Raw genomic sequence first — 13,204 nt, 5'->3', positions numbered from 1 at the left:
CGAGGGTTCCGCGAAGGGTTTGTGACGCCTCGGCGGCCTTTACGGACAAGGCCGCAGCGGCTTTGATCCGGTCGGGCGAAACGCGGGCCTACGGAGGGACGGGATGGTCGGCGCCGAGGACTTCAGCGACCCCCTGGTCGCCCGCATCGTGGCCTTCCTGCGCGGCGTCGGCTTCACGGTCGAGCCGGCCGTCCTGGATCAGGCGACCCTTCTGCCCGGGGTGACGGTGGCGGGCGGTGTGCTGCAGGTCGACGCGGCGCGCCTGGCCTGGCCGGGCGACCTGCTGCACGAGGCGGGTCACCTGGCCCTCGGCGAGCCCGGCGCGGACGGGGTCTCCGACGATCCCGGCGAGGAGATGGGCGCGATCGCCTGGTCGTTCGCCGCCGCTCTGGCCATGGACCTGGATGCGGCCGTGCTGTTCCACGCCGGCGGCTACAAGGGCGAGGCGCGGGCCCTGATCGAGAACTTCACCCAAGGCGGCTATGTTGGCGCGCCGATCCTGGCCTGGCGCGGCCTGACCCACGAACCCGGCCGCGCTCCGCCGGACGGCCCCCCGGCCTATCCGCACATGCTGGCGTGGCGGCGGGTTTAAACGGGGTCCCTCGCCATATCCCAAACCCCGTCTCCCCGGCGTAGGCCGGGGTCCAGGTGAAACCCACGAGTCGCTCAGAATGAATCTGGACCCCGGCCTTCGCCGGGGAGACGGAGGAAGGAAAGCACAGCTCTTTGTTCAACTCACGGAAATTCGTCGCGCAGCCTGTTGACCATGGCGAGCGTGACCGGGCGGGTGTCCGATCGGCGTGGAAGTCGAGGCACGCCATTCCGTGTGGCGACGGACGGCGGCGAGGCCTCAAGGGCCTGGCGCACCAGATCTGAAAGCGCGCGACCGATCGTGACGCCGCGCTCGGCGGCGATGGCCTTGGCGGCTGCCAAGACATCGTCGTCAAGGGTCAAGGTCGTGCGCATGGCAAGAGCGTCAGACCCTAATCGTGCCGCGTCAAGCTGCCGCTTCACCCCGCCCCTACGCCGCCGCGAAGTCGCGCAGGGCCGGCAGACTCTGGCGGACGGGGAGGATGAAGCTGACGGTGGTGCCGTCGCCGGGGGTGCTGGACATCTCCAGGGCGCCGTCGTGCATCTCGACCAGCGACTTGGTCAGGGCCAGGCCCAGGCCCGTGCCCTGGGTGGTCTTGGCGTGCTGGCTCTCGACCTGTTCGAACGGCCGGGCCAGGCGGGCCAGGTCCTCGGCGGCGATGCCGATGCCGGTGTCGGTGACCGAGACCCGCACCCGTTCGCCCAGCGGGTCGCGGCGGGTCTCGGCCCGCACGGTGACGCGGCCGGCCCGGGGGGTGAACTTGATGGCGTTGGACAGCAGGTTCAGCAGCACCTGCTTGACGGCGCGATAGTCGGCCTCGACCTCCGGCAGGACCGGGAAATCGATCTCCAGCTTCAGGCCGGCGGCCTCGGCCCGGTTGCGCACCAGGCGCACGGCGTCCTCGGTGACGTCCTGCAGGTTCAGCGGCTCGAACTTCAGGTTCATCTTGCCGGCCTCGATCTTCGACATGTCGAGGATGTCGTTGATCAAAGCCAGCAAGTGCTGACCAGAGTTGTGGATGTCCAGGCAATAGCCCTTGTAGCGCTGGTCGCCGAGCGGGCCGAACATCTCGTTCATCATGATCTCGGAGAAGCCGTTGATGGCGTTCAGCGGCGTGCGCAGCTCGTGCGACATGTTGGCCAGGAACTCGCTCTTGGCCTTGTTGGCGCCCTCGGCCTTGACCTTCTCCATCTCGTACTTGCGGGCCAGCTCGGCCAGCTGTTCCTGGCTGCGCTCCAGGCCGGCGACGGCGTGCTGCAGCTGTTCCTCGTTGAGGCGGCGGGCCTCTTCCTGGTTCTTGATGGCGGTGATGTCGGCGGCGGTCATCACCAGCCCGCCCTCGGCGGTGCGGCGCTCGCTGATCTGGATCCAGCGGCCGTCGTTCAGCTCGGCCTCGCGCACGCCCTTGGCGCCGTCGGGGGCCGGCTGGTCGTGCTTGATCGCCAGGGCCGCGAAGCGGTTGACCTCGGCCCGCGGGGCGCCGGGCTTGAGCAGCTTGGGCTCGAGATTGAAGACGTTGCGGTAGTTGCGGTTGCACATCAGCAGCCGGCCCTGGCGGTCCCACAGCACGAAGGCCTCGGACACGCTCTCGATGGCGTCGCGCAGGCGGTTCTCGGCGGCCTGGGCGCGGGCCTGGGCCAGGCGCTCCTCGGTGACGTCCAGGGCCACGCCGATGATCCGGGAATAGCCGTCCTCGCCCGGCTTGCCGAAGCCCTGGCCGCGGGCGTCGATCCAGATCGAGCGGCCGCCGTCGCGCCCCGGCACCCGGAACGAGACGTCGAAGGCCCCGTACATGGCGGCGTTGGCCAGGGCCTGGCGGACCTTGTCGCGATGGTCGACCGAGACCCGCTCCAGCAGCTCCTGGCCGCCGACCACGCCGCCGCCGCCCCACCCGAACATCGCCCCGGTGACGTCGGACATGAACACCTGGTCGACGCCCAGCTCCCATTCCCAGATGCCGCAGCGGGCGGCCTCGACGGCCAGGCGGAAGCGCTGCTCGCTGTCGACGAATTCGCGCTGGGCGGTCTCGACGCCGCGGCTCTGCAGCAGCAGCATCAGGGCCAGGGCCATGCCGACGGCCAGCGGGGCCAGCAGCGAGAAGGCCCCCTCCATCACCTGGCGATCGATGTTGGCCACGGTGTGAGACGGCGCGGCGGCGGCGGTCAGCAGGGCGCCCTGGGCGACCGGCTGGAGGGCGACGTCGAGGATGCGGCCGTCGGCGGCCTGGCCGCGCAGGGCGGTCGCCCCGTCGCCGACGTCGCCGACCGACAGGGAGAAGGCCTCGCGCAGGCTGGTCGCGCCCTGGATAGGATGGCCGGCCGAAGCCAGCATCTGGCCGTCGGCCAGCATCAGGGCTCCGGCCGCGCCCTTGGCGGGTTCGGCGACCAGGCGGGAGGGATCGCTGGCGGCGATGACGAAGTCGCGGGTCCCGCCGGCCGGAGCGGCCATGGCGACATAGAGCCGGCCGGTCTCGCCGACTGCGCCGATCCAGACGCTTCGGCCCGAGGCGGCGGCGGCGCGGGCGGCGGCCTTCCAGTCGGCGGCGGTGTCGCGGCCGGCCACGGCCAGGACGTCGGACGGGCCGACCACGGCGACGGCCATGGCCTCGCCGCCGGCGGCGCGCAGGGCGGTCTCGGCGGCGTCGATCGGGGCGCCGGGATCGCGCTGCAGCAGGTCGGCGGCGGCCGACAGCCCGGCCCGCTGGGCGGCCAGGTTGGTCTCGACCCCCCCGGCCATGATCCGCGCCTGGGCGCTCAGCGGCGCGCCGCCGGGCGGGGCGTCGGCCTCGTGCTTGAGGCGGTTGACGGCGAAGGCGGTGTAGACGGCCAGCAGCAGCAGGGCGGCCAGGATGGCCACGCGCACATAGGCCTGGGAAGGCGACCGCGCGGCGCGCGCGCGGGCTGCGCCCGCCGCCGAAAGGCCAGCGTCAGCCAGCCTCCCGGTCCTCGCCCCGCCACGCTCCAACGCCAGATGCTCCCGAGATTCCTGGCGAGTCACTTCGCCGACATGGTGAATCTACCGCAGGCGGCGCCGGCGCGTCACCGCAGAACGAAGACTTTCATCCCAGATGGGCCCTTTAGTCGCAACCCAGGCGCCGACGAATCGCCGCAAACTGGCGTCCAAGCGCGGCTGTACGGCGATCAGTCCAGGGCCCGCGACACCAGCTCCAGCACGTTCTTCGACAGGCCGGCGTGACCGGCGATGCGCTGCAGCTGCTCGCGCATCCGCTCGCCAAGCGCCGGGATATAGCGCCGCCAGCCCCCCAGCGGCTCGACCAGCCGGGCCGCGGTCATCGGGTTGAAGCCGTCGACGGCCAGGATCTGGTCGGCCAGGAAACGGTAGCCGGCCCCGCTCTCGTCGTGGAACTGGGCCGGATTGCCGCTGGAAAAGCCCTGGACCAGGGCCCGCAGGCGGTTGGGATTGCCGGCGTCGAAATCGGGATGGGCGGTCAGGGCCAGGATACGGCCGATCGCCCCTTCGCCCGGGTCGCGGGCCTGGACCGCGAACCACTTGTCCAGCACCAGCGGCTCCTCGCGCCAGCGGGCGTGGAAGGCGGCCAGGGCCTCTTCGGCCGGCGGGCCGCCGATCTGCACCAGGGCCGACAGCCCGCCCATGGCGTCGGTCATGTTGGCCGCGCTCTGGAAGTGGCCGACGACGCGGTCGACGTTTACGGCGTGAGGGTCGGCCGCCAGCAGGTCGCAGCAGCCGTTGCGCAGGGCCCGCCTGCCGGCCGCCCGGGCGTCGGGCGAGAATTCGCCGTCGCCCTGCAGGTCGCCGTGCAGGCGGCGCAGCAGGTCGCCCAGGTGGACGGCGATCCGGGCTTTCAGGTGGTCGCGGGCCGCGTGGATCGCGGCCGGATCGACCGGATCGACGGCCAGGCTGAGGTCGCCCTCGCTGGGCAGGGGCAGCAGCAGGGCCTTGAACGCGGGGTCGGAGGCGTCGTCGACCAGGGCCCGACCCAGGGCGTCGGCGTAGCGCTCCTCGCCGACCTCGTCGGGAACGCCGGCGGTGCGGCCGAGGATCAGGGCCCGGGCCAGGGTCTGGCCGGCTTCCCAGCGGTTGAACAGGTCGGCGTCGGCGGCGAACTGGATGTAGCGGTCGGCCGGCCGGGCGTCGGTGCTCAGATTGACCGGGGCCGAGAAGCCGCGCAGGGCCGAGATCACCGGCGTCTTGGCCACGCCGTCCCAGCGCACGGTCTTGCTCGGGCCGTCCAGCAGCACGACCTCACTGTCGCGCAGGGCCTGGCCCTCGACGTCGAGCAGGCCGATGGTCACCGGGATCGGCAGGGCCTGCTTGTTGGACTGGCCGGGGGTCGGGGCGGTCGACTGGGCCAGGGTGATCTCCAGCGCCTGGGCGGCCTCGTCATAGGCGTGGGCCAGCGACACCGTCGGCGTGCCGGCCTGTTCGTACCAGGTGAAGAAATCGCCCATGTCGCGGCCCGAGGCGTCGGCGAAACAGGCGATGAAGGCCTCGACCGTGGTCGCCTCGCCGTCGTGGCGCGCGAAATAGAGGTCCAGGCTCTGGCGGAAGATCTCGGCGCCCAGGAGGGTCTTGAGCATCCGGATCAGCTCGGCGCCCTTCTCGTAGATCGTCGCGGTGTAGAAGTTGTCGATCTTCAGATAGCTCGACGGCCGCACCGGGTGGGCCAGGGGGCCGGCGTCCTCGGCGAACTGGCGGGCGCGCAGGGCCTTGACGTCCTTGATCCGCTGCACCGCCTCGCCGCGCATGTCTGCGGAAAAGCTCTGGTCGCGGAACACCGTCAGGCCTTCCTTCAGGCACAGCTGGAACCAGTCGCGGCAGGTGATGCGGTTGCCGGTCCAGTTGTGGAAATATTCGTGGGCGACGACGCTCTCGATGCGCTCGTAGTCCTGGTCGGTGGCGGTTTCGGGCGCGGCCAGCAGCAGGGAGCTGTTGAAGATGTTCAGCCCCTTGTTCTCCATGGCCCCGAAGTTGAAGTCGCGCACGGCGACGATCATGAACAGGTCCAGGTCGTATTCGCGGCCGAACGCCTCCTCGTCCCACTTCATCGCCCGCTTGAGGCTGTCCAGGGCGTAGGCGGCGCGCGGGGCTTGGCCGGGATCGACGAACACCTTCAGCGCCACCTCGCGGCCGCTCATCGTCGTGAAGCGGTCCTCCAGTACGTCCAGCTCGCCGGCGACCAGGGCGAACAGATAGGCGGGCTTGGGGAAGGGGTCGTTCCACACCGCGAAGTGACGGCCGTCGTCGAGTTCGCCGGACTCTACCAGGTTGCCGTTGCTGAGCAGGTGGGCGAACCGCTGGTCGGCCTCGATCCGCACCGTGTAGCGGCTCAGCACGTCGGGGCGGTCGGGGAAGAAGGTGATGGTGCGGAAGCCCTCGGCCTCGCACTGGGTGCAGAACCGGCCGCCGGAAATGTACAGGCCCATCAGCGCCTTGTTGGCCGACGGGTCGATCTCGACCTCGGTGGTCAGGGTGAAGGCGTCGGGAACCTGGTGGATCGTCAGGCCTTCGCCGTCCAGGCTGTACTGGTTGGCGCCGAGGACCTCGCCGTCGATCGCCGCCGAGATCAGCTTCAGCCGCTCGCCGTGCAGGAACAGCGGCTCGGCGGCCGCGCCGCTGCGCCGGATGGCCAGGGTCGCCCGGACCCGCGTCGCCGCGGGCTCCAGCTGGAACGCCAGGGCGGTGGTCTCGATCTGGAACGGGAACGGGCGGTAGTCCGAAAGCCGGACCGGCTGGGGCGTGTCTGTGCGCATCCGGGCAATGTAGGCAAGGCGGCGCGGCAGGGCGAGGGCGCACTTGACCCGATCGGCGTTTTGTCTGCGACTGCCGCCATCGATCTGGGGACGGTTCATGGCCGGACGGGAATGCGGCGCGTGCGGCCAGTGCTGCAAGCTGATCGGCGTGCGCGAACTGGAGAAGGCGCCGCACGTCTGGTGCCGCTATTTCAAGCGCGACAGGGGCTGCGGGGTCTACGAGGCCCGGCCCCGCGGCTGCGCCGACTTCGCCTGCGACTGGCTGCTGGACGCGCGCCTGGACGAGACCTGGCGTCCCGATCGCAGCGGCTTCGTGCTGCACGCCAGCGACGGCGGCCGGGTGATCAATGTCGAGCTCGATCCGACCCAGCCCGCCGCCTGGCGCAGGCCCCCGTTCGAGGCCACCCTGCGGGGCTGGGCCGCGGCTGGGGCAGCCGACGGGCTGGAGGTGCGGATCTGGGTGGGGCGGCGCTGCTGGCGCCTGGCCCCGAGCGGCGGCGAGATCGACCTGGGCGTCGTGCGGCCGGCGGTGGCCTTCGCCGCCCACGGCCGTCTGCGGCGTCCAGGTTCGGGCCGGGACTGGCCGCCTGGCGCGACGTCTGTCTGAACAGTTCGTCACTTGAACCCCGGCCTGATCCCGCCAAAGGTCGCCTTCAGTTTCATGGGACCTGAGTGATGTCGCTTACGCGTGTTTCGTCGCCGGCCGTCGGCCTTGATGTCGGTTCGCGGCGGTTCCTGCATCCAGGACCGCTGCGGTGGCTGCGCGCCCTGGGCTGGGCGGTGGCGTTGTTCCTGGTGTTCGGCCTGGCGATCGCCGTCGTGCAGCTCTGGCCGGGGATGCTGTTCAGGGGCGAGGGACCGGCGCAGGCCGTCGTCACCCTGGCGCTCTGCACGGCCGCCTACGGCCTCTATGCCGGCCTGACGCGGCTGGCCGAGGGGCGGTGGCCGTCGGAACTGGCCCTGCGCCCCGCGGCGGCCGAACTGCTGGGCGGCCTGGCGATCGGGGCGGTGATGCTGAGCGTCGTGGTCGGGCTTCTGGTGGTTCTCGGCCTCTACCAGGTCAGCGGCCCGCGCGCCGCCTCGCCCTGGGGCATGATCACGGTCGGCGTCTCCTCGGGCTTGATGGAGGAGCTGGTGGTGCGGGCCATCGTCCTGCGGCTGCTGATGCGGGCCTTCGGCGCCTGGCCGGCCCTGGCTCTATCGGCGGCGCTGTTCGGGGCCCTGCACCTGACCAATCCGCACGCCACCCCGGTCGCGGCCGTCGCCATCGCCGTCGAGGCCGGGCTGATGCTGGCGGCCTTCTACCTGCTGACCGGCCGGATCTGGATGTCGGTGGGCGTCCATGCGGCCTGGAACTTCACCCAGGGCTGGGTCTGGGGCGCGCGGGTCTCGGGCTTTCCGGTCCGGGACAGTTTCTATCTCAGCGTCCCCAGGCCCGGCGCCCCCGACTGGCTGAGCGGCGGCGCCTTCGGCCCCGAGGCCTCGGTCCCGGCCATGGCGGTCGGTACGGCGACGGCGATCGTGGTGCTGGCCTGGGCGTGGCGGAAGGGGAACTTCCGGGCGCGGGCGGACGCGGCTTGAAGCCAGCAAGGATTTTCCTTACCTTGACCCCATGATCACCAGCCGACTGACCACCAAGGCCCAGACCACGATCCCGCAGCCCGTGCGCGCCGCCCTGGGCCTGCGCGCCGGCGACGAGGTGCTCTACGAGATCGACGGCGCGCGGGTGGTGCTGACCAAGGTTCGGGTCTCGTCGCCGGGCTTGGCGATCGACGATCCCTTCGCGACCTTCGAGGAATGGAATTCCGAGGCCGACCGGCGCGCCTATGGCGAGCTTTGAAGCCGGCGACCTGATCAAGGTCCCATTCCCCTACACCGACCGTTCCACGCGCCAGCGACGGCCGGCCCTGGTCGTGGCCGCCGACGCCCTGGCGCGGGACCATGGGTTGCTGTGGGTGCTGATGGTCACCAGCGCGGAAAACCGCGTCTGGCCCGGCGACGTCGTGGTCGACGATCACCTCGCCTGCGGCCTGCCCGCCGCCTCGGTGGTGCGCACCGCCAAGATCGCCACCATCGACCTGCGCGACGCCGAGGCGCTGGGCAAGGTCACGCCCGAGGTGCTGGCGGCCGTACGGGACCGCGTCGGCGAGCGCCTGAACGGCGGCTAGGATCTGCGGACAGTTGACGATCTTGGGCCGAATTCCTCGTCCTTCGACAGGCTCAGGATGAGGCTACTGAACCGCCCTATGAAGTAGCCCTCATCCTGAGCCTGTCGAAGGACGAGGGCGGCCCACCGCCGCCAAACGCCTAACTGTCAACAGCGCCTAGAGCAGCTGAATCGCTATTTTCCTCCGTCTCCCCGGCGAAGGCCGGGGCCCAGATTCAGCCGTCGCATTGGACGACGATCCGAAACACCCCGCTCTATGATCTGGATCCCGGCCTTCGCCGGGAAAACGGATCAGGGGATGGGCGCATCAGTCCAGGATCCTCGGGCTCTAGCCCGCCTCGACGATGCTGACGCCCTGTTCGGCGGCGGGGACCTCGTGCAGGGCCCGCTCGATGGCGGCGGCGCGCTGGGCCAGGGCGACCACGGCCGGCGGGGCGTCGTCGGGACTGTCGGCGGCCAGCTCGACCAGCTGCCGGGCCAAGGCGTGCAGCTGCGGGGCGGCGGCGATCAGCCGGGCCTGGAACTCGATCTTGCGCGGGTCGCGGTCGTATTCGGCCCCCGGCGTGCGCCAGCCGCCCCAGTCGTTGGGATCGGTGACCACCACCGGATAGGTGCCCGGATAGGGATGGTGCAGGCAGTCGCTTTCCTGCTGCCACTTGTTGCGGGCCCGCAGGATGCGCCAGTGGGCGACCGCGACGCCGCCGTCGTCGGCGATGCGGTCCTCGGCCTTCAGCTCATGGGCCAGGAACTCGCGGCCGAGGCCCACGTCGTAAGTGACCCGCACCGGCTCGTCGAAGCCTTTGGCCCAGATCGGCACGATGCGCTCGATCGTCGCCCAGGCGCCGACGCTCTCGACCCAAACCTTCTGGTTCCGCTGGAAGACGGTCTTGGCCACGCATGCGCTCTCATGGTTCTCGAAGCCGCCATAAGACCCTGAAAACCTTGACGGCAGGTCAATCCCAGGGCGCGCCGGCGACCCAGATCTTGTCAAACAAGGTTCATCGAACCGTGACTCGTCTCCAAGCTGCGAAAGGCGCATGCTCGCGCTTCACAGGGGCGAGCGGGGGCAAGGTCATGCGGGCGAGAGCTTCGAAGGACGGTCTGACGGTGCGGGTGATCGCCGGGACGCACGCGACGCTGCTGGCCTTCGACCTGGCCGAGGGCCGGCGGCAGGACTGCCTGGGCTTCTCGATCGAGCGCACCGATGTCGAGACCGGCGACCGCCGCTGGCTGCCTAATTCCCTGCGCTTCAAGACGGATCCCGACGCCCAATGGGTGACCACCGCCCGGGCCCCGCTGCAGAAGTTCCGCTGGGGCGACTACACCACCGAGCCGGGCCGGCTGTACCGCTATCGGGTGGTCGCCCGCTACGGAACGCCGGCGCAGGTGCTGGCGACCGGCAAGGACGCCGAGCGGCCGGGAGCCTTCGACCTGATCGGCGGCGGGGTGACCCTGGAGATCCGCACCGAGGACAACCGCCGCCCCGACACCCAGGTGTTCTTCAACCGCGGCGCGGCGGCCAGCCAGGCCTATGTCCGCAAGTTCGGCGACAACGATCCCGAAGCCATCCCCGAGGCCCTGACCTGGCTGTCGCGTGGCCTGGAGGAGGCGCTGGTCGCCTTCATCGCCCGGGCCGACGGCCCCGGCTTCGCCCTGCACGGCTGCGTCTACGAGTTCGAGAAGAAGACGCCGATCCGGGCCCTGGTCCAGGCCCAGGCGCGCGGGGCGGAGGTCGAGATCGTCTATCACGCCCGCCCCCTGGGCAATACGCGGGCCGACAACGAGAAGGCCATCGCCGACAACGGCGTCGACTTCGCCAGCCCGCGGGCCGGCAAGCCCGACGGCGCGATCATGCACAACAAGTACCTGGTGCTGCTGCGCAAGACCGCCGCCGGCCTTGAGCCGGTGGCGGTGTGGACCGGGGGGACCAACTGGACGGACGGCGGGGTCTACGGCCAGCTCAATGTCGGCCACGCGGTGTTCGATCCGCAGGTCGCCCTGCGCTACGAGGCCGGCTTCCAGCTGCTCAAGACCGATCCCGACGCCGCGACCAGTCGGGCCCGCAACGCCCAGATCACCCCCGTGCCGCAACCGCCGCAGCGGGCCTCGCTGCAGCACGGGATCACGCCGCTGTTCTCGCCGCAGGCGGGCGACGACATGCTGGAGCTCTATGCCGACATCTGCGCCTCGGCCAAGGTGCTGATGGTCAGCGCGCCATTCTCGCTGCACAAGCGCATCCGCGACGTGCTGGTCAGCCCCACCAATGACGCCATGCGCTTCCTGCTGGCCGACAAGGCCGGCAGCTTCGGCGGCGAGATCGACGTCATCAACGCCGACCCCGGCAACGCCGCAGCCGTGGCGGTCGTGTTCAAGAACAGCAAGCTCAACGCCTTCCAGGAGCGCAAGCTGGCCCGCGACCGCGGCCTGGCCGACGAGTCGTTCCACCACGCCGGCATCCACATCCATTCCAAGATCATCCTGGCCGATCCGTTCGGAGCCGACCCGGTGCTGGTCACCGGCTCGGCCAACTTCTCCAGCAACTCGACCAACACCAACGACTCCAACGTCCTGGTCTTCCGCGGCGACACCGCGGTGGCCGACATCTACGCCGCCGACTTCATGCGGATGTTCGAGCACTACTGGTTCCGCTCCAAGGAGGCGGCCAAGACCAAGGAGGCCGACGCCAAGGGCGTGGCCCTGGACCAGGTCTTCGCCCTGGCCGACACCGACGCCTGGTCAGCCCGCTATTTCGTGGCCGGCAGCCGCGAGGAACGCGACCGGCTGTCGTTCCTGGGCTTGCAGGCTTAGGGCGCCACGGTCGGCAGGAACTTCGGTTCGAATCGCCGCATCGTCGCCTGTTCGTAGGCGTAGCCCAGGCTCAGCAGCCGCGCCTCGCTCCAGGCCGGGCCGATGAAGCTCAGCCCGACCGGCAGGCCGTGGACCGCGCCCATCGGTACGGTCAGGTGCGGATAGCCGGCCACGGCGGGCAGGGTGGTCGCCGAACCGCCGTAATGGTCGCCGTTCAGCGGGTCGATGGTCCAGGCCGGGCCGGTGGTCGGGGCGACGATGGCGACCGCGCCGGCGTCCTTGAGGATCTTGTCGATGCCTTCGGGACCGGCCAGGCGCTTGGCGTCGGCGGCGGCCTTGATATAGGCTGGGTCATCATAGCCCTTGGTCGCTTCCGCCTTCTCGAAGCTGTCCTGGCCGAACCATGCCAGTTCCTGGGGCGAGGCCTTGTTGAAGGCGATCAGGTCGGCCAGGGTGCGGGTCTTGACCTGCTTGGGGTCGGTCGAGGCCAGGTAGGCGTTCAGGTCGACCTTCAGCTCGGTATAGAGCACCACCCCCTCGGCCTTGCCGATCGGCTCTTCATTGAACGCCTTGACCTCGACCAGGGTCGCGCCCTGGGCCTTGAGGTCGTTCAGCGCCTGTTCGAACACCGCGTCCGTCCCCGGCGAAGAACCGGTGTAGAACCGGGCCACGGCCAGGGTCGCGCCCTTCAGGGCGTCCTTGCTCAGGCCCTTGGCGTAGTCGGCCTTGTGGGCGTCGGCGTCCTTGGTGGCCGGATCGGCGGGATCTGATCCGGCGATGACGGTCAGGATCTGGGCCGCGTCGGTGACCGTGCGGGTCATCGGGCCGGCGGTGTCCTGGCTGTGGCTGATCGGCACGATGTGGGTGCGCGACACCAGGCCGACCGTGGGCTTGAGGCCGACCAGGCCGTTGATCGCCGCCGGGCAGGTGATCGAGCCGTCGGTCTCGGTGCCGATCGCCGCCGGGGCTAGACCCGCCGCCACCGCCGCCCCCGAACCGGCGGACGAGCCGCAGGCGCTGCGGTCCAACACATAGGGATTGCGCACCGTGCCGCCGACCGCGCTCCAGCCGCTGATCGAGTGGTTGGAGCGAATATTGGCCCATTCCGACAGGTTGGCCTTGCCGAGGATCACCATGCCGGCGTCGGTCAGGCGCTTAACCAGCGGGGCGTCGCGGCCGGTGACGTTGTCCTTCAGGGCCAGGGAGCCGGCGGTGGTGGCGGTGTCGTCGGCGCTCTCGATATTGTCCTTCAGCAGGATCGGCACGCCGTGCAGCGGCCCGCGGACCTTGCCGGCCCGGCGTTCGGCGTCCAGGGCCCGGGCGTCGGCCAGGGCGTGGGGATTGAGGGCGATGACGGCGTGGAGCTGGTCGTTGCGGGCCTTGACGGCGGCCAGCGAAGCCTCGGTCGCGGCGACCGCGGACGGCGGGGCGGCCTCCCGGGCGGCGGCGGTCGTCGCCAGCGCCGCGACGAACGCGCCGCCGACCAGCAAGGTTTTGTGGATCACGCGCTCGCCCCCGAATGCCGCGTCGACGATCCGACGGCTTCCGGCTCGAGCCTATCCTTGAGCGCGCCCTGAAACCAAGCGCGATAACGCGCTAACCGCCGATCAGCACGGTGGGCAGGCCCACCACGATCGAGCCGCCGTGGACGGTCAGGTCGCCGACGCGGGCGGCCGGCAGCTTGCAGACGAACACCGTCATCGAGCCCTTGGCGATCATGTCCGGCGGGCCGACGCAGGTGCAGGTGTCGGTGGCGCGCGACTGCGGCATCTTGCCGGTCAGCACCGTCGGGGCGCCCAGGATGATCGGGCCGCCGACATGCGGGATCGGCGGCACCCCGGGGGTGACCATAGGGCAGACATGCATGTCGCCGATACGGGCGGCGGGCGTTCCCATCAGGGTCTC

Annotated in this window: 12 protein-coding genes; 6 read left to right on the top strand and 6 right to left on the bottom strand. The window is 70.6% G+C overall.

Annotated elements, in window-relative coordinates; all coding sequences use genetic code 11:
• Nucleotides 1-103 precede the first annotated feature (103 nt).
• A complete protein-coding gene (locus tag ACIPQB_RS12250; RefSeq protein WP_446485509.1) occupies nt 104-592 on the top strand; it encodes a hypothetical protein in 489 nt (162 codons plus the stop codon).
• Nucleotides 593-735: 143 nt separating this feature from the next.
• Here ACIPQB_RS12250 and ACIPQB_RS12245 read toward each other — a convergent pair whose 3' ends face one another.
• From ACIPQB_RS12245 to pepN, 3 genes are all read right to left on the bottom strand, one after another.
• Nucleotides 736-966 (bottom strand): CopG family transcriptional regulator, encoded by a 231-nt coding sequence (locus tag ACIPQB_RS12245; RefSeq protein ID WP_446485508.1) that lies wholly within the window; start codon nt 964-966, stop codon nt 736-738.
• Between the two features lie 55 nt (nt 967-1,021).
• Nucleotides 1,022-3,556, bottom strand: coding sequence for a cell cycle histidine kinase PleC (gene pleC, locus ACIPQB_RS12240; protein ID WP_446485507.1), 2,535 nt, complete (start codon nt 3,554-3,556; stop codon nt 1,022-1,024).
• Between the two features lie 176 nt (nt 3,557-3,732).
• Nucleotides 3,733-6,324 carry an aminopeptidase N gene (gene pepN, locus ACIPQB_RS12235; RefSeq protein ID WP_446485506.1) on the bottom strand — a complete coding sequence of 864 codons (2,592 nt, stop codon included), beginning with the start codon at nt 6,322-6,324 and terminating at the stop codon, nt 3,733-3,735.
• Nucleotides 6,325-6,421: 97 nt separating this feature from the next.
• On the opposite strand from pepN, the gene ACIPQB_RS12230 reads away from it, so the two are divergent.
• The 4 genes from ACIPQB_RS12230 to ACIPQB_RS12215 all read left to right on the top strand — a co-directional run bounded on the left by ACIPQB_RS12230 (nt 6,422) and on the right by ACIPQB_RS12215 (nt 8,492).
• Nucleotides 6,422-6,931 carry a YkgJ family cysteine cluster protein gene (locus tag ACIPQB_RS12230; RefSeq protein ID WP_446485505.1) on the top strand — a complete coding sequence of 170 codons (510 nt, stop codon included), beginning with the start codon at nt 6,422-6,424 and terminating at the stop codon, nt 6,929-6,931.
• 68 nt (nt 6,932-6,999) lie between these two features.
• Nucleotides 7,000-7,905 (top strand): CPBP family intramembrane glutamic endopeptidase, encoded by a 906-nt coding sequence (locus ACIPQB_RS12225; protein WP_446485504.1) that lies wholly within the window; start codon nt 7,000-7,002, stop codon nt 7,903-7,905.
• 31 nt (nt 7,906-7,936) lie between these two features.
• On the top strand, nt 7,937-8,164 hold the full coding sequence (locus ACIPQB_RS12220; protein ID WP_446485503.1) for an AbrB/MazE/SpoVT family DNA-binding domain-containing protein: 228 nt from the start codon (nt 7,937-7,939) through the stop codon (nt 8,162-8,164).
• Nucleotides 8,151-8,492: a type II toxin-antitoxin system PemK/MazF family toxin gene (locus ACIPQB_RS12215; protein WP_446485502.1), complete on the top strand. Its 342-nt coding sequence runs from the start codon at nt 8,151-8,153 to the stop codon at nt 8,490-8,492. The genes ACIPQB_RS12220 and ACIPQB_RS12215 overlap by 14 nt, the downstream gene beginning before the upstream one ends.
• Nucleotides 8,493-8,819: 327 nt before the next feature.
• Here ACIPQB_RS12215 and ACIPQB_RS12210 read toward each other — a convergent pair whose 3' ends face one another.
• Nucleotides 8,820-9,386: a hypothetical protein gene (locus ACIPQB_RS12210; RefSeq protein ID WP_446485501.1), complete on the bottom strand. Its 567-nt coding sequence runs from the start codon at nt 9,384-9,386 to the stop codon at nt 8,820-8,822.
• A 179-nt stretch (nt 9,387-9,565) separates the two neighbouring features.
• Between ACIPQB_RS12210 and ACIPQB_RS12205 the strand changes: the two genes are divergently transcribed.
• The gene (locus ACIPQB_RS12205; protein ID WP_446485500.1) at nt 9,566-11,299 is read left to right on the top strand and encodes a phospholipase D-like domain-containing protein; all 1,734 of its coding nucleotides are present in this window, start codon (nt 9,566-9,568) and stop codon (nt 11,297-11,299) included.
• On the opposite strand, the gene ACIPQB_RS12200 is transcribed toward ACIPQB_RS12205, so the two are convergent.
• Both ACIPQB_RS12200 and ACIPQB_RS12195 read right to left on the bottom strand, forming a co-directional pair.
• Complete coding sequence (locus ACIPQB_RS12200; protein ID WP_446485586.1) at nt 11,296-12,834, bottom strand: amidase; 1,539 nt, start codon at nt 12,832-12,834, stop codon at nt 11,296-11,298. The genes ACIPQB_RS12205 and ACIPQB_RS12200 overlap by 4 nt on opposite strands.
• Before the next feature lie 61 nt (nt 12,835-12,895).
• Complete coding sequence (locus ACIPQB_RS12195) at nt 12,896-13,195, bottom strand: PAAR domain-containing protein (protein WP_446485499.1); 300 nt, start codon at nt 13,193-13,195, stop codon at nt 12,896-12,898.
• Nucleotides 13,196-13,204 lie beyond the last annotated feature (9 nt).

The sequence above is a fragment of the Caulobacter sp. LARHSG274 genome (genome assembly GCF_052871235.1).
Note: the sequence above shows the minus strand (reverse complement) of the source record. Positions and strands in the feature narration are given on the sequence as shown.